22 protein-coding genes and 1 pseudogene are annotated in these 25684 nt (G+C 61.0%); 9 read left to right on the top strand and 14 right to left on the bottom strand.

Features of this window, described 5'->3' with window-relative positions; genetic code table 11:
- The first annotated feature begins 157 nt into the window (after positions 1-157).
- Complete coding sequence (locus CH290_RS09930) at positions 158-1495, top strand: MFS transporter (protein WP_033188798.1); 1338 nt, start codon at positions 158-160, stop codon at positions 1493-1495.
- Between the two features lie 82 nt (positions 1496-1577).
- Here CH290_RS09930 and CH290_RS09935 read toward each other — a convergent pair whose 3' ends face one another.
- The 3 genes from CH290_RS09935 to CH290_RS09945 form a co-directional block, all read right to left on the bottom strand.
- The gene (locus CH290_RS09935; RefSeq protein ID WP_230620920.1) at positions 1578-2105 is read right to left on the bottom strand and encodes a MarR family winged helix-turn-helix transcriptional regulator; all 528 of its coding nucleotides are present in this window, start codon (positions 2103-2105) and stop codon (positions 1578-1580) included.
- A 175-nt stretch (positions 2106-2280) separates the two neighbouring features.
- Positions 2281-2880, bottom strand: coding sequence for an SRPBCC family protein (locus CH290_RS09940; protein WP_033188799.1), 600 nt, complete (start codon positions 2878-2880; stop codon positions 2281-2283).
- Between the two features lie 25 nt (positions 2881-2905).
- On the bottom strand, positions 2906-3952 hold the full coding sequence (locus CH290_RS09945; protein ID WP_033188800.1) for a 2,5-dihydroxypyridine 5,6-dioxygenase NicX family protein: 1047 nt from the start codon (positions 3950-3952) through the stop codon (positions 2906-2908).
- 308 nt (positions 3953-4260) lie between these two features.
- Between CH290_RS09945 and CH290_RS09950 the strand changes: the two genes are divergently transcribed.
- The 6 genes from CH290_RS09950 to CH290_RS09975 are packed head-to-tail and all read left to right on the top strand — an operon-like array spanning position 4261 to position 10581.
- Positions 4261-5553: an FAD-dependent monooxygenase gene (locus CH290_RS09950; protein WP_052083100.1), complete on the top strand. Its 1293-nt coding sequence runs from the start codon at positions 4261-4263 to the stop codon at positions 5551-5553.
- Positions 5550-6206, top strand: a complete 657-nt coding sequence (locus CH290_RS09955; RefSeq protein WP_033188801.1) for an SRPBCC family protein — start codon at positions 5550-5552, stop codon at positions 6204-6206. Before CH290_RS09950 ends, CH290_RS09955 begins: the two co-directional genes overlap by 4 nt.
- A complete protein-coding gene (locus CH290_RS09960) occupies positions 6203-7105 on the top strand; it encodes an FAD binding domain-containing protein (RefSeq protein WP_033188802.1) in 903 nt (300 codons plus the stop codon). The genes CH290_RS09955 and CH290_RS09960 overlap by 4 nt, the downstream gene beginning before the upstream one ends.
- On the top strand, positions 7080-7610 hold the full coding sequence (locus CH290_RS09965) for a (2Fe-2S)-binding protein (protein WP_033188803.1): 531 nt from the start codon (positions 7080-7082) through the stop codon (positions 7608-7610). Before CH290_RS09960 ends, CH290_RS09965 begins: the two co-directional genes overlap by 26 nt.
- The gene (locus tag CH290_RS09970) at positions 7607-9946 is read left to right on the top strand and encodes a xanthine dehydrogenase family protein molybdopterin-binding subunit (RefSeq protein ID WP_052083101.1); all 2340 of its coding nucleotides are present in this window, start codon (positions 7607-7609) and stop codon (positions 9944-9946) included. Before CH290_RS09965 ends, CH290_RS09970 begins: the two co-directional genes overlap by 4 nt.
- Positions 9943-10581, top strand: a complete 639-nt coding sequence (locus CH290_RS09975; RefSeq protein WP_052083102.1) for an isochorismatase family protein — start codon at positions 9943-9945, stop codon at positions 10579-10581. The genes CH290_RS09970 and CH290_RS09975 overlap by 4 nt, the downstream gene beginning before the upstream one ends.
- A 181-nt stretch (positions 10582-10762) precedes the next feature.
- Here the strand turns inward: CH290_RS09975 and argH are convergent, their stop codons facing one another.
- The 6 genes from argH to CH290_RS10005 all read right to left on the bottom strand — a co-directional run bounded on the left by argH (position 10763) and on the right by CH290_RS10005 (position 17570).
- Positions 10763-12268 carry an argininosuccinate lyase gene (argH, locus tag CH290_RS09980; RefSeq protein ID WP_141216148.1) on the bottom strand — a complete coding sequence of 502 codons (1506 nt, stop codon included), beginning with the start codon at positions 12266-12268 and terminating at the stop codon, positions 10763-10765.
- A 234-nt stretch (positions 12269-12502) separates the two neighbouring features.
- On the bottom strand, positions 12503-13393 hold the full coding sequence (locus tag CH290_RS09985; protein ID WP_170947644.1) for an alpha/beta hydrolase: 891 nt from the start codon (positions 13391-13393) through the stop codon (positions 12503-12505).
- 137 nt (positions 13394-13530) lie between these two features.
- On the bottom strand, positions 13531-14895 hold the full coding sequence (locus CH290_RS09990; RefSeq protein WP_141216150.1) for an NtaA/DmoA family FMN-dependent monooxygenase: 1365 nt from the start codon (positions 14893-14895) through the stop codon (positions 13531-13533).
- Between the two features lie 73 nt (positions 14896-14968).
- The gene (locus CH290_RS09995; protein ID WP_033188860.1) at positions 14969-15721 is read right to left on the bottom strand and encodes an amino acid ABC transporter ATP-binding protein; all 753 of its coding nucleotides are present in this window, start codon (positions 15719-15721) and stop codon (positions 14969-14971) included.
- 5 nt (positions 15722-15726) lie between these two features.
- Entirely contained in the window at positions 15727-16674 is a 948-nt protein-coding gene (locus tag CH290_RS10000; protein ID WP_033188806.1) for an amino acid ABC transporter permease, read from the bottom strand.
- Between the two features lie 2 nt (positions 16675-16676).
- Complete coding sequence (locus CH290_RS10005; RefSeq protein ID WP_033188807.1) at positions 16677-17570, bottom strand: transporter substrate-binding domain-containing protein; 894 nt, start codon at positions 17568-17570, stop codon at positions 16677-16679.
- A gap of 762 nt (positions 17571-18332) precedes the next feature.
- On the opposite strand from CH290_RS10005, the gene CH290_RS10010 reads away from it, so the two are divergent.
- Positions 18333-19181 (top strand): alpha/beta fold hydrolase, encoded by an 849-nt coding sequence (locus CH290_RS10010; protein ID WP_033188808.1) that lies wholly within the window; start codon positions 18333-18335, stop codon positions 19179-19181.
- Positions 19182-19283: 102 nt separating this feature from the next.
- Positions 19284-20345 (top strand): asparaginase, encoded by a 1062-nt coding sequence (locus CH290_RS10015; protein WP_052083104.1) that lies wholly within the window; start codon positions 19284-19286, stop codon positions 20343-20345.
- Between the two features lie 204 nt (positions 20346-20549).
- On the opposite strand, the gene CH290_RS30215 is transcribed toward CH290_RS10015, so the two are convergent.
- From CH290_RS30215 to CH290_RS30695, 5 genes and pseudogenes are all read right to left on the bottom strand, one after another.
- A complete protein-coding gene (locus CH290_RS30215) occupies positions 20550-20687 on the bottom strand; it encodes a hypothetical protein (RefSeq protein WP_155295519.1) in 138 nt (45 codons plus the stop codon).
- A gap of 467 nt (positions 20688-21154) precedes the next feature.
- A complete protein-coding gene (locus tag CH290_RS10020; RefSeq protein ID WP_094620661.1) occupies positions 21155-23335 on the bottom strand; it encodes a malate synthase G in 2181 nt (726 codons plus the stop codon).
- On the bottom strand, positions 23332-24555 hold the full coding sequence (locus tag CH290_RS10025) for an acetyl-CoA C-acetyltransferase (RefSeq protein WP_052083075.1): 1224 nt from the start codon (positions 24553-24555) through the stop codon (positions 23332-23334). The genes CH290_RS10020 and CH290_RS10025 overlap by 4 nt, the downstream gene beginning before the upstream one ends.
- 82 nt (positions 24556-24637) lie before the next feature.
- Positions 24638-25288, bottom strand: a complete 651-nt coding sequence (locus CH290_RS30690) for a zinc-binding dehydrogenase (protein WP_230620888.1) — start codon at positions 25286-25288, stop codon at positions 24638-24640.
- Positions 25289-25312: 24 nt separating this feature from the next.
- A pseudogene (locus CH290_RS30695) lies at positions 25313-25663 on the bottom strand (alcohol dehydrogenase catalytic domain-containing protein); the annotation flags it as partial.
- Positions 25664-25684: the final 21 nt, after the last annotated feature.

Consider the following 25684-nt stretch of genomic DNA (forward strand, 5'->3'; position numbering starts at 1 on the left):
CTCTTGCACGACAAAATAGTTTGTGGTCGGATTACCGACGATTCATCCGCTGGTGAGTACTCGTCGTCCGAACGACAGACCGAGTGGGCGAATGATCGATGTCGTTTTCCGGCTGCTCCCACGCCGCAGAAAGACGACGGCAACCTAAGGAGAGAGCGTGGCCATCAACGAATTACGGACCCCTCGGTCCGAACCGGGAGGACTTGCCACCTCGCGCAGGCAAGCCACCCGAATCTATTTTGCGAGTTTCATCGGTACGACGATCGAGTTCTTCGACTTCATCGTCTACGGAACCGCGGCGGCGCTGGTGTTCCCAACCGTCTTCTTCGATGGCGTGAACCCGGCCATGGGCATCGTGTTCTCGTTCGCCACACTCGCCATCGGTTACGCTGCGCGACCGATCGGCGGTGTCATCGGGGGTCATTACGGCGACAGGTACGGACGCAAACACGTTCTCGTGGCCACGATGTCGGTCATGGGCGTCGCCACGTTCCTCACCGGACTCCTGCCGTCATCGACGATGATAGGAATTCTGGCTCCGATCCTTCTCATAGCGTTGCGTGTCGTCCAAGGCATCGCCGTTGGAGGCGAGTGGGGCGGTGCAGTGTTGATGTCCGTCGAGCACGCGGGCAGCAAGAAGCGCGGCTTCTCGGCAACGGCAGTCGCCATGGGATCCGCGTTCGGAGTTTTCCTCGCGTACGCGTCGTTCGCCGCCCTCGGTTCGCTGCCCGAGGACCAATTCTTGTCATTCGGTTGGCGCATTCCGTTCGTCGCGTCGATCCTTTTGCTCAGCGTCGGGTTGTACATCCGCTTGAAGGTGGAGGAATCCCCCGTCTTCCTCGAGGCGAAACAGGAGGAGCAGTCGGACCTGAAGCGACGGTTGCCCATCTTTTCCCTCATCGCGGAACAACCAGGCCGCACCATAGTCGCGATCCTGGTGTACGCGGGACCGTTCATGGCCCAAGCAATACTCACGACATATCTGATCACCTACGCGACAACCGAACTGGGGATCCCACGGCAAATACTGCTCAATGCGATGATGATTTCGCTGTTGGGCATGATGGCCCTCATCCCAGTATTCGGTTCGCTGTCGGACCGAGTCGGCCGCCGAACGGTCTACACACCAGCCTGCCTCGCCTTCGGCCTCTTCTCGTTCTTCACGTTCCCACTGGTCGGTACCGGCGAAACATGGGTCATAATAACAGTATTCGTGCTGGGGATGAGCCTCATGAACTCCGCAACCGTCGGCGTCGTGGGTTCGATTCTTTCCGAGGTCTTTCCAACACGTCATCGCTACACGGGAGCGTCGGTTGCCTACCAGTTCGCCGGATTGATCGGCGGAGGACTCGGACCGCTCATCGCAGCGTCGTTCATCGGAGGCGGCATGAGTACTGTATCCATCTCGATCATGATCGCAGTGTTCTGCGTGATCAGCGCAATCACCTGCTACAGCCTCGGCGACACGCGCAAGAACGAATTGGTCGACCTGTAGCCACCGAGGTCCCTGCCACCGACGCCGAGTGCCCCGAACCTATGCGGTTCGGGGCACTCGGCGTCGGTGGGTGAAACAGAAATCAGCTGGACGCTTCCCGCTCCGAATCGGCATCGCGGTCGGCGACGTCTTCCCACCGTCGCGCAAGCGAGTCCATCATGCCGACGACGATCTCCATTCCGATGGGGCCGAAACCCTCCATGAGCAGACCATCCAGCTTCTGTGCCCGTTCGACGAGCTCCTTCACCGCGATCTTTCCGTCCTTGGTGAGGTACAGCAGTCGTTTGCGGCCGTCGTCCGCGGGCCGGACCCTCTCGATCAGTCCACGTTCGACCAAGCGTGTGACGATACTCGCCATGGTCGATCGATCGAGTGAGACCGAGGCTCCGACCATGCCCTGCTCGACGCCTGGGTACGTGCGAATTGCCATGAGTACGGCGAGCTGCGCTCCCGTCGATGTCGAGTCGACGTGGGCGACCCACGCTGCCTGATACGCCTGATTCAGTCGTCGAAGCAAATATCCTGGCGCCGTCATCATGTCCGACGGAGTCGAATACTCCGGCTTCCGATTATTGTGGTTCACTGCCGGAACGTCGCGGTGCAGGGCCATGCGATGAGAATACGCCAAAACAGGTGTCGTTCCATGGCTGGTCCGTTCGATGGGTCGGGTGCGCCTTGCACGCGAGGCGGAGTTGATTCTGCGGTACAAGCACAACTTCGAGGCGTCCGCGGTGGCCGCCTCGAAGTGTGGTGATCGAAACAGTGCTCGTTGCCGAGTCAGGCTTCTACCGTCGATGCAACAGCCGGTACCCGACGACTGCTAGGAGTGCCGCGAGCACGCCCGGCACCACGATCCGTAGGACCGGCACCATCGCAGCCCCGAGGATGTCGAGCGAGTCCTCGCTTCCGGCTGGGGCTTCGTCCGTCTCGGATCCGGCGGCTCCATTCAGCTTGTCTGCCAAGCGACTTGCGAACTGACCGATGATCTTGTCGGCGACGTCCGACATGATTCCGCGACCGAACTGCGCTGGGCGTCCGGTGATGTTGAGGTCGGTCACCATCGTCACGCTGGTCCTGGTGGCTCCAGCAGACTCCATGGACCCCGTGACGAGCGCACGCGCCGTGCCGTTGCCGCTGGTGTCTCTCCCCTCCGCGTCGATGACGAGGACCCGCGTCGACTCGTTCCGGTCCATGTAGGTGCCCTTACCCTTGTACTTCAGGGAGACTGGACCGAGTTTGACCTTCACACCGCCCGTGAACGAGTCGCCGGTGTACTCCGTCAGGTCTGCACCGGGAAAACACGGAGCGACGAACTCCGGGTCGTTGAACGCTTTCCAGACATCGTCGATCGGTGCTTCGATGACGAACGTGTTCGTGAGTTCCATGAGATCTCCTGGGGCCTTTCTGTTGTCAGCGGCGCGATGCGGGACGGAGCTCGGGAATGGCGAGGTCGCCTCGATCCACGATGAGTTCGTCGTCGAGGTACAGCGAGCAGTTACGCATCGGAATATCCATGTGGCACGGTGTGTCATTGGGTCCGCCGAGTTCGTTGTTCGGCCCAGTCGACATCATCACATTGCCATAGTACGAACGGGTCTCGGCCCCGATCACAGCCGGATCATGGGTCATTCCATGCCACCGCGCTCGCTCGTCGAGGCCCCACCCCACGTGGCTCATCCCGAACCCTCGAGGGTCCTGGAACGAGTCGATGTGCGCCTTGATGAAGTCGGAATCGAGACTGGAGTAGCCGTCGACCCCGCGGATGTCGACGATGAAGCCCTTTTCGATCGTGAACTCAACGGGCGACTGAACGTATGTGTCGAAGGGGTGGACGATGTCGCCCGGACCGAGCACGATGGTGCCGTCGACACCGTCGTCCGATGCGCCCGTAAAGGCGAATCCGCAGCCCCAATGATCCCAACGGCCTGCAGTGTCGGTGTATCCGTACTCGGCCATGGCCGGGTACTTACCCAGGCTGTAAGTGACGTCCGTGCCCAGATCATTGGTGATGCGTAAGGATTTCGCATCCGCGAGGTACTTTTGGGAGAGCTCGACGCGGTTGCGGAGCTCCTGCGTCGGAAAGAGGCGGGCAAGAACGGACACCGGCTCGATGGCGGTCAGCACTCGGGTACCTGCACCCTGGATCTCGAACTGTTCGGGGCTGAAGAGCATGAGGGCACAGTCGACGACCATGTCGGCCTGCTTGAGGGCCTCGACGGCGAGCGGGTTGGTTCCGAGCCCCACGTCGCCCACCTGCCATGCTCCGGCCGGGTCGGCAGAGGCAGGCAGCCGCAGGTGGTACGCCTGCGCACCGAGACGCTGCGCCGCCCACATGAAGGAGTCCGCGTATTCGAGCCGCTCGTCGCCACGAGTCAGAACAACGATCGTCTCGGACTCGTTCACCGCGCTGAGCTGCAGTTGCTTCAAACAGAGCTCGTTGAAGACAGTGTCATTCATCGTGTTGCCTCTCGGGGTCAATTAATCTGTACACAAACTATATTAGTACAGAGCAGCCTTCCTCGCGCGATGTTCCCACCTCGCGATTCGTCGATCACACCATGCGATCTGGCAGACTTGACACCCTCAACACCAGCTCAGCAGCGTGAGTAGATCATCGGACCGGACTCTGTTACATCTGCGGGTCTTTTGCGTGACGAAAATTCGGGTTGCGACATTGATCAGCGTGCGTACTATTTCATGCAACGCCATTTCACACACTCGGTCCGTACCCAGCCGCGGCGACACACCGTTCCAGGAGGCATCCCTTGAGTAACCATATTCACGAAGTCGTGATCGCAGGCGGTGGACTCGGTGGCCTGACGGCAGCCTATCTACTTCGTAATGTAGGGATGAAGGTAACCGTGCTGGAGCAGTCGACGTCGCTCGGCGAGGTCGGAGCCGGAATCCAAACCGCACCGAACGCGAGTCGAATCCTCATCGACGCCGGCCTGCGTCCGCAATTGGAAGCGATCAAAACTGTGCCGACCAGCCAGGTACGTCGTCGCTGGAGCGACGGCAAGATTCTGGCCAGCAGACCGCTCGGCGAAAGCCTTTGGGACGAATTCGGCGCGCCGTACTGGCACTTCCATCGCGCAGACTTACACCAGATGTTGGTCGACGTGTGCTCGGACCCCGCGTTTCCCGGCCCTGTTGTCGAGCTTCGTACGAGTTCTCGCGTGGTCGATGTCGACAACTCGAATCCGGCACGGCCCGTTGCAATCACACTGGACGGTACGCGCTACTCCGGCGACGTTCTCATCGGTGCCGACGGTGTGCACTCGAAAGTGCGACCGGCAATGGGCATGAGCGAAGACGACCTCCTCTTCTCTGGCCAGATGGTTTTCCGAGCCATGGTCCCGGGAGCAGCGTTGAAGGCCGACCCCGCAACGCGTTTCCTGTGGGACGACTTCCAGTCGACCATGTGGTACGGCCCCGGGAAGCACCTCGTTCATTACTTCATTCGCGGCGGTGAATATCTGAATGTTGCTGCGGCGCTTGCCAGCGACGTCGACCTGGACGAGGGATGGACCCAGGAGACCACCGCAGAGGAGTTCGTCGAGACTTTCAGCAGCTGGGACTCCAGGATCGCGTCGATACTGGAGAAAGCCGAAGGGCCCGTGCTGAAGTGGGCTCTGTTCGCGCACCGCCAGAACCCGGTCTGGGTTCGAGACAACATCGGACTGCTCGGCGACGCTGCTCACGCAATGGTGCCGTTCCAAGCCCAGGGGGCATCGCAGGCCGTCGAAGACGCATCCGTTCTAGCCGAGGAACTCGCCGTGGTGAACAAGAACGACATCTCGAACGCGCTGTTGCGGTATGGCGCCAAGCGTGCCAAACGGGCAGGCACGATTCAGGAAGCGTCCGCTCAGAACGCACACCTCTACCAACTTCCGGACGGCCCTGAACAAGTGCTGCGTGACTCGAAGCTCACTCGGTTCGAGGGTGAGTCGGACGTTTCGTACGAGTGGCTGTGGAACGGTAGACACGAACCCATGACCACCTCGTATGCTTTCACCAAGGGGGACCGCCCGGCTCTAGCTAGATTGCAGGACAGATGATCATCCCGTTCAACGCACTGTTGCCCGTATCCGGCGATCAAGCGATCAACGCCCTCGCCGACAGCGACTTCCTCGCCGGTTGCCTTCCCGGCGTCCACTTGGAACGCACTGTTGCAGACGGTCTGCTGCGGGGAACGTTCGACGTAGCGGACTCGGATTCGAGCTACCAGTGCAGTGCTCGCCTCGTCGACTTCGACGCGGACGGCAGAAGCGTGAGCTACGAGGCCAGTGCGCGCGAGGTCGGTGGACGAGGGTTGGCGTCGTTGACGGTGGATTTCACAGTGACTGCCGACGGAGACTCCTTCTTGCTCGCCGTGAACTCCCGAATCGAGATGGCCGGGATGGGCGCGAGTAGATCGTACGCACACCTGGAACAGGCCGTTGCCGACAAGCTGGTCGCTTTCGGCACCGGTATTGTCGCGGCCCTCGGCGCCGACACCGGGAGGCTGTGGCCGGCTCCGGGGACTCATCCGGCCGAGGACTCGTCCCCCGGCACGTCGTACACGAAATCGACCGAGTCACCCAAGGACTCGAGGGTGCAGGAGATGTTGCTACCGCTCGGCGCCGTGAGCGTTGCGAGCGTACTGGCCTATTCGATATGGCGCGCCGTTCGCGCCGTTCGCCTCGACGGATCGAAAGTTGCACACTCGTGAAACCACCGAATTTCGAATACCTGAGACCGGGGAGCGTCGACGAGGCACTCGAGATGCTTGCCGAAAACCCAGACGACTCGAAAATTCTTGCGGGAGGCCAGAGCCTGATCCCCGTGTTGAACTTTCGAATGGCATCGCCGGAACGCCTCATCGACATCAACCGGCTGTCCGAGCTCGCGTACATCCGATCCGTCGACGGAACCCTGCGCATCGGCGCCATGACCAGAACTGCGATGCTCGAGAAGTCCGGAGTCATCGAACGCAAGTGGCCGCTGCTCGAGGACGCGGTTCGCTGGATCGCTCATGCCGCGATCAGAAACAGGGGGACGGTCGGCGGCGGTGTCGCGCATGCTGATTCGGCGGCAGAACTCCCGGTCGCGTTCATCGCTATGGACGCGACGATCGTGGCTCGCTCGAGCAAGAGGGGGGAGCGAACCATCCCGTCGCGCGAATTCTTCGTGGGGACGATGACGACGGCGTTGGAACCCGACGAGATACTCGTGGAGATCAGGGTGCCTTCGCCGCCCCGCGGCCACGGGTTCTCGTTCGAGGAAATTTCACGGCGAAACGGCGATTACGGTCTGGCCGGAGCGGCGGTGATCGTCAGCATCGACGATCTCGGTCGATGCTCGGAGGCGAGAATTTCGCTGCTCGGAGCCGCTCAGACCCCGTTGCGCGTGCCTTCGGCCGAAGCACTCCTGACCGGCGAGGTGATCGACGAGGCCGTCGTCGAATCCGCGGTTCGGCGTGCCTGCGACGCCAGTGAACCCACCGGAGACATGCACGGCTCCGCCGAATATCGACGATCACTGGTCGGGGTGGTTCTACGCCGGGCAATCAACACAGCAGTCGAAAGAGCAAAGGGAGCCCGCGATGCAACTGCGAACGACAACGATTAGCTTGAACGGCAACGACTTCACCGCCGAAGTCGAGCCGCGAACACTCCTGTCCGACTTCATCAGGCACGAAGCAGGTCTCACCGGCACACATGTCGGATGCGAACACGGCGTGTGCGGCGCCTGCACGGTCGAGGTCGACGGCGCTCCCGTTCGTTCCTGTCTGATGTTCGCGGCCCAGGCCGAAGGGTGTCACGTGCGTACCGTCGAGGCAGTGGCAGGTCGCGAAGACGACGAATTGTCGATACTTCAGCAGGCTTTCCACGAGCGTCACGCTCTCCAGTGTGGCTTCTGTACACCAGGGTTTCTGATGGCGCTTCAACCGCTTCTGCTGGCCAACCAAGACTTCACCGAAGAAGAGATCCGAGAAGCCATCTCCGGCAATCTCTGCAGGTGTACCGGATACGAGAGCATCGTGAACGCGGTGACGCACACACTCGAGCAACTGCGAATCGCACGAACGTCAAACCCCGTCGCAGAACGTGACTCACAGGAGGTGGCGTCGTGAGTGCCGTCGCCGAACCGCTGGAGATGGTGGGGCGCGCGACTCTTCGAGTCGAAGACCGTCCGCTGCTCACCGGTAAAGCGATGTTTCTCGACGATGTTCCACTACCCGGCGACGCTCTCCACGTCGTGTTCGTGCGAAGCACCATCGCGCACGGGCTGATCCGGGAAATCAGGGCGGAGGACGCGAGAGCCATCGAGGGCGTTGTGGGTGTCTTCACACGCGAGGATCTCGGTGACGTCCCCGACCTGGTCACACCCGTCGCGAATGCGAGCAAGCCTCCGCGCCCCATCCTTCCGCACGACCGAGTGCGCTACGTGGGTGAACCGATCGCCGCAGTCGTTGCGGCGTCGCGCTACATCGCCGAAGATGCCGCCGGGATGGTCGATGTCGTCATCGACCCGCTACCTGTCGTCAGCCACATCGCCGACGCGCTCGACCCGTCGAAGCCTGTTCTGCACGAGTCCGAGGAGATCACGTCGAACGTGCTCTTCGATCGTCTGATCGAGGTGGGTGACCCGGATGCCGCCTTCGCGGGAGCCGCACATGTCGTCGAGCGAGTGTTCCGTCATCCCCGTCTGGTGCCTGCGCCCATGGAGGGGCGAGGCGCTGCAGCGTACGTCGAGGACGGCGAAGTCGTACTCTGGGCGTCGACGCAATTTCCGCACGCGCTGATGGAGTGCGTCCGAGATCTCTTCGGCTTCCGGGTGCGTGTGAAGTGCCCGGATATCGGCGGTGGCTTCGGGCTCAAGAGCATCGTCTCGCCTGAGGACCTACTCGTGGCGTGGCTGGCGGTCAAGCTTGCTCGTTCCGTCAAATGGGTGGAGGACCGTGCCGAGAACCTCACGGCGTCGGCGCACGCCCGCGATTTCGAGGTCACGGTGCGCGCAGCAGCAGACGCCGATGGACACCTGCTGGCGATCGACCTCGATTCGCTGGGTAACGGCGGTGCGTACTCGGTGTACCCGATCACGCATGTTCTGGAGACGGCAGGAGTGCTCGGCATGACGCCGGGACCGTACAGGTTGTCGCACTATCGCGCTCGTGGCCGTGCGGTGGCAACGAACACGTGCCCTGCGGGACCGTATCGAGGGGTGGGACTACCTGTTGCCTCGCTCATTCACGAGCGCCTCATGGACATCTTCGCCGAGGCAGCCGGCATCGATCCGATCGAAATTCGCCGCCGAAACCTCATCACACCAGACGATCTTCCCTACGTCACTGTTACCGGTCAGAGGTACGATTCGGGCGACTACCCAGCAGCACTCGAGGCCGCCGCTGACATGCTCCGTTACGAAGATGCTGAGGCAGAGCAGGCTACGGCTCGCGAGAACGGCACGCTGATCGGTGTGGGGTTTGCGTCCTACGTCGAGTGGACCGGTAACAATTCGACGCTCTTCAAGCAACGCGGTATGTCGGCGATGAAAGGCTGGGACAGTTGCCAGCTCAGCCTCGGCGCAGACGGGCGGGTCAAGGTATGGACGTCCAGTCCATCCATCGGGCAAGGCAGCGCGACGACGTATTCCCAGGTACTCGCCGACGCCACCGGTATCGAATTCGACCAGATCGACGTCATCCAGAGTGACACCGGTTCCGGTGACGTCGACGGAACCGGAACCGGTTCCTCTCGTAGCGCATCGGTGACCTCCGGTGCGATCGTCCTTGCCGGCGGAGAGCTGAAGGACCGGCTGCTCGAAGACGCGTCCGTTCTGCTCGACGTACCTGTCGACCGGCTGCAGATCCAGTCCGGTCTTGTCTCGTCGATCGACGAACCCGCGATCTCGGAGAACGTCCGTAGTCTGGCGGCCAAGGCTCCGGACGACAGGTACACACTCGGCCGGATGTTCGAGGCCAAGTCGGTTCTGTATTCCTATGCGACACACGGATGCCGGGTCGAGGTGGACGCCGAGACAGGATTCGTGAAGATCCTCGACTGGGTCGTTGCGGAGGACTGTGGCCGAATCATCAACCCCTTGGTTGTCGAAGGACAAACAAAAGGTGCCATCGCACAGGGCATCGCCGCGGCACTGTACGAATCGTTCCATTACGACAGCGAGGGCCAACCGTTGGCCGGTTCTTTCATGGACTACCTCATGCCCACAGCGAGCGAGATGACCAACGTCGAACTGAGGCACCTCACCACTCCGGCCCCCGAAGGAATTCTCGGTGCCAAGGGGGTTGGTGAAGGCGGAACCATCGCGGCCGGCGTGTGTTTGGCCAATGCGGTCACCAACGCGTTGAACTTCGAGTTCAACGAGCTCCCACTGCATCCGGAGGCTCTACAGAAACGCGCCCAATCGTTACTGCGACAACTGGCCGGGGAGGCTACCGCATCATGATCACGACCGATTCGCTCGCACCGTTCGCTGGACGCGTCGGGTGGGGTGTTCGTCCAGCCCTGATAGTCGTAGACCTCGTCAACGCATACGTCGACCACGACGGTGTCTTTGCACTCCCTCACATGGAAAAGGTGATCGAGGCGACGGCCCGGCTCGTCGAGGTGATGCGCAGCGCTGGGTTCCCGGTCGTCTGGACCGACGTAAGATACGACGAGACCATGGTCGACGCAGGGCTTTTCGGTAAGAAGGTGCCCGGTCTCGCCGCGTTCGCCAAGGGATCCCCCAAGAGGGCAGGTGAGCTCGTCCTGACGCCGGAACCAGGCGACATTCGCATCACCAAGCATTATGCGAGTTCCTTCTTCTCCACGTCGTTGGCGTCGACTCTGCACACCGCCGGAGTCGACACCATTCTGGTCGGTGGTGTGTCGACGTCGGGATGTGTGCGGGCCACCGCAATGGATGGGCTCAATCACGGCTTCCGGCCACAGGTGATTCGCGAAACGTGCGCAGACCGCACGAAGGAGGTGCACGAGTCCAATCTTGCCGACCTCGACGCGAAATACGCCGACGTGTGCCATCTTCGAGAGGCCATCACTCGCATCGATGCCCTGGCCGGCACCGAGAATCCATCGTGACCTACAGCACGCGCAGCCACGACCGTCGGGTTCACTGATACGCATCCGACACCCTCGGTACCGGCATCATGTGCACAGTAGAACGGCTGCAGCAGCGATCGATTCACCGAACTGGTCGCTACTGCAGCGAAACTGTTCTCCAATAGCGCCGTTCGCACAAAGTGTGGCTGCCCCTCGAATATCAACCCCCCAGCAATCGATCGACAGCTCGCGAGAGGCGTGCCTCGGACTCCACGACACGGCCGGTCCATGCTGAGGTCGCTCGAATGTCCTTATCCAATCGTTGGCCGGCTGTCGCGATCGCGCGCGACACCTCGCCGGCAGCCGGTCCGCCGATAATCGTCCGCCGCGACACTGCGGCGGCAGCATCGAGTGCCGATTCGATTGCACTCGGCGAAAGGGATAATGGTGCGCACCCATACATGTGCGCAGCCTCGTCGACGATCTCGGGAGTCAGCGCTGCGGGCTCGATACCACGTTCATAGCAGATCCGGACGACGATGCCGGTGATCTGATGTGCACTGCGCCAGGACAGCGACGATTCCGCGGTGATCAGCGACGCCAAGTCACTCGCCGAGGACCAGTGGCGCTCGGAGCTGTCTTTCATCCGCGTGCTGTCGACCCTCATAGCCGGCAGCATCGTCGACAGGTCACCCATCAGGGCGGGCAAGTCTTCGAGCAGTTCCCACAGGATCGTGTCGCTCTCGAATCGCTCGAGCATGGGCTGCCCAGTTGCTCCGCGTTCGGCTGCAATGGCGATGGACATGGCGCCTAGTGCTCGGGCACTTTGAGCTTTGATCTGCTGCGGCAGATTGGGATTACGCTTCTGCGGCATGATGCTCGATGTCGCGCAGAATCGATCGGGAAAGTCGACATAACGATATTCACTGGACATCCAGAGTTCGAGGTCGTCAGCTATTCGCGAAAGATCGAGCGCCGAAATCGTCATTGCGCTCACTGCCTCGAGGGCCACGTCATGGCTCATGATCGCGTCCATGCTGTTGGCTATCGGGCGGTCGAAACCCAAGAGATCCGATACTCGCGACCGGTCGATTCGAAAGTCGGTTGTACTCAAAATTCCAGCTCCGGCAGGTGACTCGTTCAGCCGTTGCAGCAATTCCAGGTAGCGGTGAACGTCCCGGCCGAGCATCGCTTCCCACATGCATATCCAGTGAGCGAGAGTAGTCGGCTGAGCATGCTGCAGAAAAGTTTGGCCTGGCACGACCGTTTCCGTGAACGAGATCGACAGTGTCAACAGAACGCCGCGAAGTCGATTCAACGACGCGATATTGTCGATGACGAGTAGCCGAGTGTGGAGCCTACGTGCTACTTCGGAGATATCACCTGTGCTTCGGCCCAGATTGATCCAGCCGCCCACGTCCTCCCCCAGGCTCTGGATCAGTTTGGTTTCAGTCCAGTGCATTCCGCCGTCCCACCCGGCGAGCTCGACTTCGGTCGAAATAACGTCTCGTATCTCCCTGAGCATTTCAACGCCATTCTCGATACTGATCACGCCTGACTCGGTCAGCATCACCACGTGTGCCTTGTCGAATTGCAGGATGCAGGATATCGGAGCCCTTCGGGTATTTCTCGGTGAGTACCGACGGTCTGCCCACGCGTCTTCGGATAGCCGAATACCCGCGTTCCGATATCCTCGATACGCGCTGCTTGAATGGTGCGGTTTCATAGAGGCGACCACCCTTTCTTTTAGACCTTGGACACGCAGCCGATTACTTGGGTGAAGTCAGACAGATCGGTTTGTCTCGCACGCGGATCCCTAGTTGTCATCGGATGCATGTGGGCACCTGACCATTCCGAACGCTCTTCGGAACCTTCGACGAGGGTCTGAGGTCGATCTCGCCAAGACCGCAGAGATGCAGTGCCGTTCAGGCCTACGGACTGCGATCGCGAATGCCTTCGGCTACCGAACTTCGGGTCGAGCCAACCACTCCACGACGCGACCTGCTATTGCGTCGGAACCGATTTCGACGATGAAGTTATGACCGTGTCCGGGCAAGCCCCAGTCGTCCGCGAGTCGGGTGACCGCTACTCCCAGCGCGGCAGACGTCTCCGCAGACCTGACTTCCGGTATCAGCTGATCTTGATCTGCCACCAATAGAAGCATCGGAATGCGATTTCCCCAGCCAGGATCGACGGAAGGATCCGTTTTCAGATCCTCGGTGAGCCCGAGTGAGGCATTGAAGATCGCCGGGGTCGACGGCACCACGGAGGACATGTAGTTGTCGAAGGCTTCGTGTGGGAAGGCATCGCTGTTCGCGAACAGCGAGCGGACAACAGGTTCGGGGAAATACACGAAATCGTCGAGGGGAGCCGAGTCCCAGCCAACGACCGGGCTTTCCACGGATGCAGGAGCGACGGCCACAATCGCCCGAACGGCGGCCGGGCGCCGCTCGGCAAGTTTGAACGAGAGTGCGGCACCGATGCTGTGTCCGATCATCACCGCAGGCCCGGTTTGTTCGACGAGGGCGGCAAGACCGTCGACGACGGCGGCCGCGGTAACGCCGACACTCTCGGCATTGAGCCCGGATCGTCCGGTTCCTGGCCAGTCGACCACATAGACGTCCCAGCCGGCCGCAGCCAGCAGGTGTGCCCAACCGGGACGTCCGTCAGGTGTGGTCGTCCAGACGATTCCAGAATGAAAGCCACCGTGAACCAGAACAGCCGGACCACGTGACTCCGACGCCGGCGCGAACGAGTGCCAATGCTGGACATACATCCGATGCGGATCGTCTCCGACGAAGAACTCGGACATCGCAGTCGCGACGTCGTTTCCGGATCGAGGTGATCGCATCGTCATTCTCCAAGTTTCTTTCCGACCGGGCGTCCGCGTTGCCGCGCAGACGGGCATTTCGTGTGCTTTCGCGTACTTCGACGGACGAGCCAGGCCGGCTTGACTGTCGGAAGCAGACAAGCCGGCCCATCGGACACTCAGGCGAACCGGAGTGCGTCTTCGTCCCCGGACTCTCTGCGAACCTCCGGCCTCGTCAGACCGAGGTGGTCGCGCAGAGTGGAACCAGTGTAATCCGGAGAATGGAGTCCTCGTCGTTGCAGTTCGGGGAGAAGGCTGTCACAGATCACGTCGAGTCCGTCGGGCATGTAGACGGGGGTGATCGCGAAGCCGTCGCATGCTCCCTTGGTGAACCACTCCTCGAATCTGTCGGCCACCCGAGTCACCGAGTCGGTCACCGTACTGTGTCCGAGTCCTCGCTCACTTTCGAAAATGAGGTCTCGCAGGGTCATCTTGTCGCGGACCGCCATGGTGTAGAAATTCTTGTACCTACTGGCGCCGAGTCCTCCAGCCGAACCTGCAACCGCTGGATCCGCGAGAAGTTCCTTCGGGATGGGCGCATCGAGCGACAGACCCGTGAGGTCCGCCCCCTGAAGCGTGACCTCCATGGCTTTTCGGCCGACCTCCATATCCACAAGCGACGCCAGATCTTTAGCGATCTGCTCTGCAGCGACGGTGGTTTCACCGATGATCGGTGCTATTCCGGGAAGAATCTTGATCGTCGACGGATCGCGCCCGAGAGCCGCAGCTCGGTTCTTGACTTCCGAGTAGAACTGTTGCGCCTCCTCGATATCGGTTTGTGCGGTGAAGACCACCTCGGCATGGCGTGCTGCGAAATCCATTCCGTCGCTCGACTGCCCAGCCTGAACGATGACCGGGTGACCCTGCGGTGACCGCGGCATCTTCAGTTGACCTTTGACGCTGAAGTACTCCCCCGTGAAATCGACCGGGTGGATACCGTCGTGACGCGCCCAGACTCGGGAGCTTCGATCGTTCAGAACCGCATCGTCGTCCCAGGCGTCCCACAGCTTTTCCGCTACTCGGACGAACTCGTCGGCACGAACGTAACGCTCTTCCCGCGGCGGAAGGTCGACACCGAACACTTCACCGCCTGCAGACGAGGTCACCACGTTCCACCCGACCCGACCATTACTCATGTGGTCGATGCTCGAAAGGTAGCGGGCCAGATTGTAGGGGTTGGTGAACGACGTCGAGACCGTTCCGATCAGGCCGATCCGCGAAGTGACCGGGCTGAGCGCGCTCATCAGCGTCAACGGCTCGGCTCCTGTGGAGAATGGATCCCTGCCCAGATGAGCCTCGTAGAAGACGTCAGCCAGGAAGAGCGCATCGAAACCTGCGCCCTCGGCTCGCTGTGCCACCTCGATCGCAAAGTCCAACTTGTAAAGATCTTCGACACGGCTCTCGGGCCGACGCCAACTCGACGGAAGCCTGCCTCCAGGATTGAAGAACAACACCAGATTCATATGCGCTCGGGAACTTGACACGGGATTCCTTCTATCGGGTTTTGAAATACCGCCTGACCAAACGAAAGATCAGTGGCCGGCAGGAATGTACTTGTTAGAGGACGCGCTCCAAGAACGCTTGCGTCCGCTCCGCCTTCGGATGCAGTGTGACCTCGTCCGGGGTGCCTTGCTCCACGATCACGCCACCGTCCATGAAGACCACACGGCTGGCAACTTCGCGAGCGAATGCGATCTCGTGTGTGACGACCAACAGCGTCATTCCCTCGTTCGCGACGTCCCGAATGACTGACAACACCTCACCCACGAGCTCGGGATCGAGTGCACTGGTCGGCTCGTCGAACAGGATCAACTTGGGCTCGATGGCGAGGGCGCGTGCGATCGCGACCCGCTGCTGCTCACCTCCGGACAGCTGCCTCGGATACTTACCGGATTTTGCTCCGAGGCCGACACGCTCGAGCAGCTCGATACTGCGTTCGCGGGCCGCGCTCTTGTCTTTGCCGTGCACCGTGATGGGTGCGAGACTGACATTTTGCTCCGCCGTCAAGTGCGGATAGAGATTGAAATGCTGAAAAACCATGCCGATCTTGGCACGCTGCTTTGCAACGTCCCGGCCCTTCATCTCCTTGAGTTTGCCACCACGTTCGCGGTAGCCGACGGTCTCGCCGTCGACCATCAGTCGTCCGCCGTCGAGGTGCTCGAGGTGATTCACGCAGCGCAGCAACGTGCTCTTGCCTGCACCTGACGGTCCGATCAGACAACAGACCTCACCTTCGGCAACGTCGAGGGAAACATCCTTCAGAACCACTTGGTGGCCGTAGTGCTTGCTTATCGACCGGGCCGAGATCATGGGGTTCATGCGCGCACTCCTCTCCTCATAGTGCCGAAGATGTCACCGATGGCCGACTTCTTGGCAGTCCTGGTGGTTCCCCGAGCGAAACGCTTCTCGATGAAGATCTGACCGATACTCAGAATTGTGGTCATGAACAGATACCAGAGCGCAGCGACGATGAGCAGCGGGATCACCTGGTAGGTCGTGTTGTAGACGTTGCCGACCGTGGTGAGCAACTCGGTGTACGAGACGATGCTCGCCAACGAAGTCCACTTCAACATTCCGATGGTCTCGTTGGCAGTAGGGGGAATGATCACTCGCATCGCCTGTGGCAACACTATGTAGCGCAGAGTCTTCGTACGACTCAACCCATAAGCGTCGGCTGCATCGGACTGTCCTTCGTCGACCGAAAGGATTCCTGCTCTGACGATTTCGGAGTGGTAAGCCGCAAAGTTCAGACTGAGGCCGAGTACTGCCGCCAGAAACGGCGTCATCAATTCGTTGGTATTCCAACTCACGAACGTGTACCCGAACAGGTCTAACTGGATCGCGGGAAAGATGCTCGAGAGGTTGAACCAGAAAATCAACTGAATCAGTGTAGGTGTTCCCCGAAAAAACCATTGGTAGAACGACGCGACGCCCTTCAGAATCGGATTGGGCGACAGTCGCATGATCGCAATGATGGTCCCGAGGGTGATCCCTACCACCATACAGATCACGGTCATCTGCAACGTTCGAAGGACACCTAGCAGAACTTCATGCGCGAAGAGGTACTCCCACACAACGTCCCACTCGAATGTAGGAGTCACGACGAGAATTCGAACGAACCACACCGATAGCAACGCAATGACTACTGCGGCCATCCACCGATAGGGGTGTCCCAACTTCTTGATAGGCAGAGTTGCGTCGCCGGGCAGAGATACGTCGGCATCGTACACACGAGCGGAAGGCGCGTCGATTTTGTTGATCATGGTCAGCAGTCCGCTGGCTCGGTGTTGATACGGATCGGGTCGAGAGCAACCTGGTCGGCCCCGTACTGAGTCATGATCTCGCCCCAGGTGCCATCGTCCATGAGTTCCGTGACCGCCTGGCAGACAGCGTTGATCATGACATCGTTGTTCTTCTCGTACAGCCAACCGGTGTATATCGGCGGGCCCTCGATGATCTCGTCGAGAGCCGCGAAATCCGGGTTGGTTTTGACGAGATCCGCTGCCATGATGGCGTCGATGAGGGTTCCATCGGTTCGTCCGTTCGTGATGGTGACCAAATTGTCCGCAGGGTTGACCAGGTCGAGGATCTCGATTGGCGGGTTTCCTGCGGCGACGCAGTCTTCGGAGAGCTGACTGACGATGTCGTGCTGAACGCTGACCGGTGTCTCACCGAGCGTCGTGCCGCACAGGTTGGTTGCATCGACAGATGCCGGGTTTCCGGCCGCTGTGACAACTTTGAATCCGGCCGTGTACAGATCTGTGAAACTGACGACGTTGCGCCGTTCCTCCGTGTCAGCCATGACGCCGATCATGACGTCGTTTCGCCCGCTCACAACCGAGGGGATCATGGCCTCGAACTTCATGGAATGGAAATTCGCCGTGACACCCAGCTTCCCGGCTACGGCGCGCAAGAGGTCTGGTTCCAGGCCTCCCGGCTGCCCATCGGCGCCAATCGTGGTGTACGGGGGGTAAGGCACGTACACGGCAACATCGAGCGCACGCTTGGCTTCGACGCTCGCGGGCAGTGCGATGGACGATTCGGACGTGTCGCTCCCCGTCGAATCCGAGCTACCCGGACCGCTGCCCGCGCAAGCCGTCAGGGCAATGAGACCGACAGCGCCGAAGACGGCGGTGAGTGATTTGTTAACGTGCTTCACGGACTTCCTTTCGAATGGGAATACAACGAAGCCTCGGTGTTGAGGCGCGAAACGGGAACGTTGGTTCCCATCGCCCGGACGACAACGGTGAAGTCGTCGCTTGTCTCCGAGCTCCAGGCTCGTGCGAGAACTACGGGGCCGGGTGGACGGCATCAGCTCACTGAGCTGAATTCAGATGTACGAGCATGGATGTCAATTCTCTTCTCCGGTTCCATGCAGCACTTCTGCTGCGTGGCAACCAATCCAAGGTGCGGTGTCGGGCCGGCGTCCGCATGACCGTCGTCCTTCGATGCATTTAATACGAACACAGACGATCGTGTGCCGCAAACGCAGAAATCAGATGTGTGCAGAAGTTTTCATACCGGAAACAAGCCACTCCGAGCGCGAGCCCCCGAGAACCACTGGTCTGCGCCACAGTCACACAGGCCGAAGCCACGCATCGATTCAGCAATCCGGAAAAGACATGCCTGACCTCGACTTAATGCCGGGTTTGCTCGAAACGAACATTCCATTCCGACCTTGAAACCCACCTCGCCGATGAGACCCAGGCTAAGCTCGGCCACCGAATCTCACGCGAGCGATTACAGGTGGGGTGGCGTTGCTGCAGCGCTTGCGTCTGTCGATAGTCTGTGCTCGTATTATCAGACACCAGTCAGTCGGGGTGATCGTCGAGGAGACTCGTCGGCTGGTCGGGGTCATCGGACCGCTCGAAACGCTCGGACCACCACCGCGACAGGACGCCATCGAAGGAGCGCCGGATCAATGGCTTACGTACCCGAGGTTCAGTCCTGCCGGACCTCCGACGCCTCGATCTCGTACCAAGAGGTCGGGTCGGGCCCGGCCCTCCTGCTCTTGCACGGAGCAGCCCCAGGGGAAACTGGTTGGGAAAGTTTCGCTGCCAGTATCGAATTGCTGCAAGACAGGTTCAGAATCATCGTTCCGGACCAACTGGGATTCGGAAGATCGCGCCTTGTCCACGACAATGGACTTCCGTACAACGCCATCTCCGCGAAGGCAATGGCAGAGCTCCTCGGTCAGCTCGATATCGCAAGTGCGCACGTGGCAGGAAACTCCCTCGGGGGTGGCGTTGCGCTGAGAATGGCCCTCGACCATCCGGCCGTGGTCGATCGCATCGGCTTGATCGCTCCCTATGTTCGCGGTTTCTGCCCGCAATTCCTTGCCCCTCCTCCCGAGGGCGGCGCACTCTTACGCGGCTACTACCCGCATCCGACGCCGGAAAAAATGCGCAACCTTCTCACCGGACTGATGGCTGACGTGAACACGATCTCGGACCTCGAAGGAATTGTCACATCGCGATACGAAAGCACGCTGGCGCCTGGAATCGAGGATGCGCATCAGCGGCTTGCCCGTGGCGGCTGGGTCGAGGATCCCGAGCGCCGAACTCCTGCCGAATGGATCAGCACAATCGACAATGCGACCCTGCTCATGTGGGGACGCGACGACAGATTCTGTCCGACCGAAGACGCCTTCCACTACCTGTCCGCACTTCGTAGGTCCGAGCTGCTCGTCCTTCCCCACACAGGTCACTGGCTGCAACACGAACGAGCCGACGAGTTCGCTAGCTATCTGACCACCTTCCTCACGCGCTAGCCACTGACGCCCCAACCCAGATGTGTCGACTCGGAGAAACAGAGCAAGAAGATGATCAGCGCCCGACACCCCCGTCCAGACTCCTGTATTCGTCGAATCGCGATGGCCGAGTTCGTAGCGGGCCTACCAACCGTCGTCGTAGTCGATGCCGGCGGGACGATCACGGGTACGACGCCGGATCGAATCAGCTACCACACGTATGCGACATCACTTGCAGGAGGGATCAAAGACGTTCTGAGACGGCTGTACCCGGAGCTGGGGTCCATCGCGAACGTATCAGTGGTGTCAACCGACATCTCAGGGCTATCGTCGGAGTCGACCACCGAGAGCAGATGCCACTTATCTCGGACCGTCGACGACTGTCTGGCTCTCGACGACGTTGTCGGCGTCGTCGTGACCGGCGGCACCAATCTCCTCGAAGAAGACGCGTACTTCCTCGATCTGACTGTGCAGAGCGAGAAACCAGTTGTCGTCACCGGCGCAATGCACCAGAGCGGAACGTTCACCGAAGATGGAATGACGAACCTGATCAGCGCTGTCCGGCTAGCAGCGAGTGCGCGAACAACTTCTTTCGGGACCGTAATACTGATGAACGATCAGATTTTCTCAGCTCGCGAGGTCACGAAGTCGGATGGGTACCGACTCGATGCGTTCGCTGCGGGTAGTTACGGAGCACTGGGAGTAGTGAACGCCACCCGAATCAGGCTCATGCGAGCACCCGCCCGAATCACACACCAGGGCGCCAATTGGACGACTCCGTTCGATCTCTCGACTCGGACCGCCTCCGACGTGGTAGCCGTGGAGATCGTGAGCAGCTACCTCGACGCCTCGGACGTTCCGATTCGGGCACTGACCGCAGCGGGAATCAGAGGCATCGTCATCGCAGGACACGGTCCCGGCGGCATGTCCGATGCCCAAGCAGCAGCCGTGGCCACTGCAACGAACGAGGGAGTACTCTTCGTTGCCGCGACCAGGACCGGTGGCGAGGGCAAGTACGACGGCGGCTCGCCAGGAGTGATCGGCGCCGCCGACTTGACCCCGCAAAAGGCTCGGATATTGCTTCAGATGTGCATGACCTTCAGCCACGACGACAAGAATCGGGTTCGTGAATTATTCACTACGATCGGAGACTCGCAGTTCGGCGTCCGACTCGACTCCGAATGACATTTGAGTCAGTCCGTGTGAATCCCATTGCCTGGTCGGAGAATTGCTGCGACGAATGGCTCGTCGGTGCAGGTCTGGACGACGTAGCGGCGAGGGGGCGCGAGTCAGCGGATCCGTAACGCTGGCACCCGACCCTCTACGGAGTGTACGGGTCCTCTCATAGATTCCGGGTTGAGACACAGGTGCGAAGAATGCTGGCTTCGCTCAGAGCAGGTGCCGTCCGAACCAGGATGCGGCCGCTGACGAGGAATGCACGAATCCCTCGTTGTCGTAGACATCGAAATGTCCCCCGCGCAGTATCACCGACGTCTCCGGATGCCGAGCGGCTTGGTAGGCGGCCATACCCAGTTCACTGGCCGGGACGCGATCACGATCGCCAACGGCCGGGAGAAATGGCGTGAGGGGCGATTCTGTGCACGGAATCGATCGGGTCGTACCCTCATAGATACTCCACCGTTGACAGAGTCACTTCGTTGCGCCAACTCTGGGGAGGGTTTCTTCGCCACCCGCTTCATGAAAACTTTTGTCTTCGGTACCAGTTCATCGATGATCGCTCGCGATTCCATTTACATTGTTCACCGGTGACGACGGCGACCGTCCAAGCCGTCACCTGGGCCACGACTGTTCGCTCTACTTCGTCGACCGATCACGCGGTGACCGGCGCAGGTGCTTGGCCGCATAAAGAACAGGGACGTGTGGCCCACCGATCCGAAGGATTCGGCGGACCACACGTCATTGTGGGCCAGCGCACGAGTCGGAGGGCGCCCGTTTCGCGCGTTGGCCAGCCCCCTATGGGGCGACCAGGGATGTCACATGAGCGCGTAATTGGCTTTGTACTCGCGGCGGCGGCGGTGCAGGATCGGTTCGGTGTAGCCGTTGGGCTGGCTGGTGCCCTGGAAGATCAGGTCACTGGCTGCTTGGAAGGCGATGTTCGACCCGAAATCGGGTGCGAGGTTTTTGTACGTCGGATCGGATGCGTTCTGTCGATCGACCACCGGAGCCATCCGCTCGAGCGAAGCGCGCACCTGATCTTCGGTGACGATGCCGTGCCGGATCCAGTTCGCCAGGAACTGGCTCGAGATACGCAGCGTCGCCCGGTCTTCCATCAACGCGATGTCATTGATGTCGGGAACCTTCGAACATCCCACACCGTGATCGATCCACCGCACGACGTATCCGAGGATCGACTGAGCGTTGTTGTCGAGCTCGCGTTGCTTCTGCTCCTCGGAGAAGTCGGTCGTCGGTGCCAACGGAATCTCGAGGATCTCGTCGACGCTCGCGCGCTTGGCTTTCGCGATCTCTTCCTGACGGGCGAACACATCGACCTTGTGATAGTGCAAGGCGTGCAACGTCGCTGCCGTCGGCGAGGGCACCCACGCAGTGTTGGCACCGGACTGCGGGTGCCCGATCTTCTGCTCGAGCATGTCGTGCATCAGATCCGGCATCGCCCACATGCCCTTGCCGATCTGCGCTTTACCTTCCAACCCGGCCGCCAACCCGGTGTCGACGTTGAAGTCCTCGTACGCCTTGATCCACGTCTGGGCCTTCATCTCACCCTTCGGCACGACCGGTCCGGCTTCCATGGAGGTGTGGATCTCGTCGCCCGTCCGGTCGAGGAACCCGGTGTTGATGAACACCACGCGTTCCTTCGCGGCCTCGATCGCAGCCTTCAAATTGACCGTGGTGCGGCGTTCCTCGTCCATGATGCCGACCTTGAGGGTGTTGACCGGCAGCCCGAGAACCTGCTCCACCCGGCCGAACAGTTCCGCGGTGAACGCGACCTCGTCGGGACCGTGCATCTTCGGCTTGACGATGTACAACGATCCGGTGCGGCTGTTCTTCAGAACGTTGTCGGTGGCCAGCGAATGCAACCCGGCGAGCGAGGTGAACAGTGCATCGAGGATGCCCTCGGGGACCTCGTTGCCGTCGGCGTCGAGGATCGCATCGGAGGTCATCAGATGCCCGACGTTGCGGACGAACAGCAGCGACCGACCGTGCAGGGTCAGCTCGGACCCGTCGACCGCGGTGTAACTGCGGTCCTGATTCAAGCTGCGGGTGAAGGTTTTGCCGCCCTTGGAGACTTCTTCGGTGAGGTCGCCGCGCATCAAACCGAGCCAGTTGCGGTAGCCGAGAACCTTGTCGTCGGCGTCGACGGCGGCGACGGAATCCTCGAAGTCCATGATCGTGGTGACCGCGGATTCGAGCAGAACATCCTTGACCCCTGCCGCGTCGGTTTCCCCGATCGGAGACTGCGGATCGATCTGGATCTCGAAATGCAACCCGTTGTGCACGAACAAGATCGCCGTCGGCGCATCCGGGGGGCCCTGATATCCGAGCAGCTGCGCCGGGTCTGCCAAACCGACGGTGGATCCGTCGGCGAGGGTCACCGTCAACGATGCGGCATCGACAACATACTGGGTGGTGCCCACGTGTGAACCGGAGGACAGGGGAGCAGCCTCGTCGAGGAATTCGCGGGCGAAGGCGATGACCTTGTCGCCGCGGACCTTGTTGTAGCTGGTGCCCTTCTCCGCGCCGCCGTCCTCGGAGATGGCGTCGGTGCCGTACAAGGCGTCGTAGAGCGATCCCCAGCGTGCGTTGGAAGCGTTGATCGCGAAGCGGGCGTTAAGCACCGGGACCACGAGCTGCGGGCCCGCGGTGGAGGTGATCTCGGTGTCGACACCGGAGGTGCTGATCTGGAAGTCGGCCGGTTCGTCGATCAGGTAGCCGATCTCCTGCAGGAACGCCTTGTACGCGGCCTTGTCGTAATCCGGTCCGGCGTGCTCGCCGTGCCAGGCATCGACCTTGCCCTGAATTTCGTCACGCACACCGAGGAGAGTCTTGTTCTTCGGAGCCAGATCGGTGATCACCGATTCGGCACCACTCCAGAACTTCTCGGGATCTACGCCGGTGCCCGGAAGTGCTTCGTTCTGCACGAAGTCGTACAGCACCTTGGCAACCTGAAGACCACCAACACGAACTCGATGGGTCATATTTTCCGGAGCCTCCTCGTTTCTGCCGCGGCGTACGGAGGCACCCGGAGTATCAGGGCGTCGCCTTGTCCGCCTCCGCCGCACAGTGCAGCTGCGCCGACACCGCCGCCGCGGCGCTGCAGTTCGAGCGCCAGATGCAACGCGATGCGGGCACCGGACATCCCCAGCGGATGCCCGATGGAGATAGCGCCACCGTTGACGTTGACCTTGCTCTCGTCCACACCCAGCTCACGGGTCGAGGCGATACCGACCGCAGCGAACGCCTCGTTGATCTCGATCAGATCCAGATCCTTCGGATCGATTCCCTCCTTGGCGCAGGCCTTCGCGATCGCCCGCGCCGGCTGCGACTGCAACGACGAATCGGGCCCCGCGACCACACCGTGCGCACCGATCTCCGCGATCCACTCCAGCCCGAGGCTTTCGGCCTTGGCCTTGCTCATCACGATGACCGCAGCAGCACCGTCGTTGATCGTCGACGCATTGCCCGCGGTGATGGTGCCGGTCTTGGAGAACGCCGGCCGCAGCTTGGCGAGTGTGTCGGTGGTGGTGTCGGCGCGGATGCCCTCGTCCTGAGCGAAGACGATCGGATCGCCTTTGCGCTGCGGGATCTGCACCGGCACGACCTCGTCGTCGAAGACACCGTTCTTCCACGCCGTCGCCGCACGCTGATGCGAGGCCGCGGCGAACGCGTCCTGCTCCTCACGGGTGCTCGCGACCGCACCCTCGTTGCGCGATTCGGTGAGCCCGCCCATCGCCTGATCGGTGAAGATGTCGTACAAGCCGTCGTAGGCGAGGTGATCCTTCATCGTCACATCGCCGTACTTGAACCCGGCACGCGACTTCTCGAGCATGTGCGGTGCCTGGGTCATCGACTCCTGACCACCGGCGACGACGATCTCGAACTCCCCCGCGCGAATCAGCTGATCGGCCAACGCGATCGCGTCGACCCCCGACAGGCACACCTTGTTGATCGTCAACGCCGGAACATCCATCGGAATCCCCGCAGCGACCGCAGCCTGACGAGCCGGGATCTGACCCGCACCCGCGGTGAGGACCTGGCCCATGATGACGTACTCGACGAGTTCGGGAGCCACCCCCGACTTGTCCAACGCACCCTTGATCGCAATCCCGCCGAGATCCGAACCCGAGAAATCCTTCAACGATCCGGACAACCGACCGACCGGGGTCCTGGCCCCAGCCACGATGACAGACGTGGTCACGAAATTCCTCCAAGAATATTTGGCACGACAACCTTTCGACTCGCACAGTGGCTAATGGTGGGGCCGACCACCCCACCGCGAGTCAGAAGACGAACACGCCCTTACCCGACGTCTGTCGATCGAATTCCTCGTACGCCTCGGTGGCCTGGTCGAGTGACCAGCGGTGACTGAACAGGTCATCGACGCTCAACTCGTGTCGGGCGATGAAGTCGGCGCACACGAGTTGTTGCACGCTTGACAGCGACCACGACGTCACGATGGTGATCTGGCGCGAAAGGAATTTGCGCACATCGAGTTCGACGCGCCCGCCGAGTCCGACGACTGCAAGCCGACCCCACGGCGCCAATGAATCGAGAGCAGCAGAAGCTGCTGCAGTTGCTCCCGATGTCTCTATGGCAACCGCAGGGCCCCGACCGTCCGTCAGTTCCTTCAGCGCTGTTACTGGGTCGATCGAACTCGAATTCACGGTCTCGGCCGCGCCGAAAACCCGCGACTGTTCGAGTCGGCCGTCGGCAAGATCGACCGCAATCACTCGGGCACCTCGCGCCTGGGCCAGCATAGTGACCGACAGACCCACCGGGCCCTGACCGAAGACGACAAGGTCCATGCCACCCACGTCGCCGACTCTGTCCAGTGCACCCCAGGCAGTACCCGTGCCGCAGCCAATGGCTGCGGCCGCCAGATCCGAAAGGTCGTCACGTAACGGAAGTACCGCTTGCGCAGAAACTTTCATGAAGGGGGCGTGCGACCCGTTCGCCGACTTCCCGTACACCGTAGAAGGCGCCGTGGTGCACATCTGGCTCCAGCCCGACCGGCATGCACCACAAAGTCCGCAACCCGCATAGTGATGAATCATCACACGCTGTCCAACGGCAAGTCCGTGGGACAACGCTCCCGTACCGAGCTCGAGAATTACACCCGTCGGTTCGTGTCCACCGATGCACTGGTTCTGCGCCTGCGCTTCGGCAGTCGCGCGGTAATAGTGCAGATCACTCCCACACATTCCGGATGCTGTTACCCCGATGACCACCTCGCCCGGACCGGGTTCGGGATCGGGGAAATCGCGGAGCGCGACGCGGCGTTCGCCCTCGAAGACCAAGCCCTGCATTTGTTCTGCCTTTCGGTTCGA

This window comes from Rhodococcus sp. 06-156-4 (assembly GCF_002259345.1).
In the GTDB taxonomy this organism is placed as follows: Bacteria; Actinomycetota; Actinomycetes; order Mycobacteriales; family Mycobacteriaceae; genus Rhodococcoides; species Rhodococcoides fascians_E.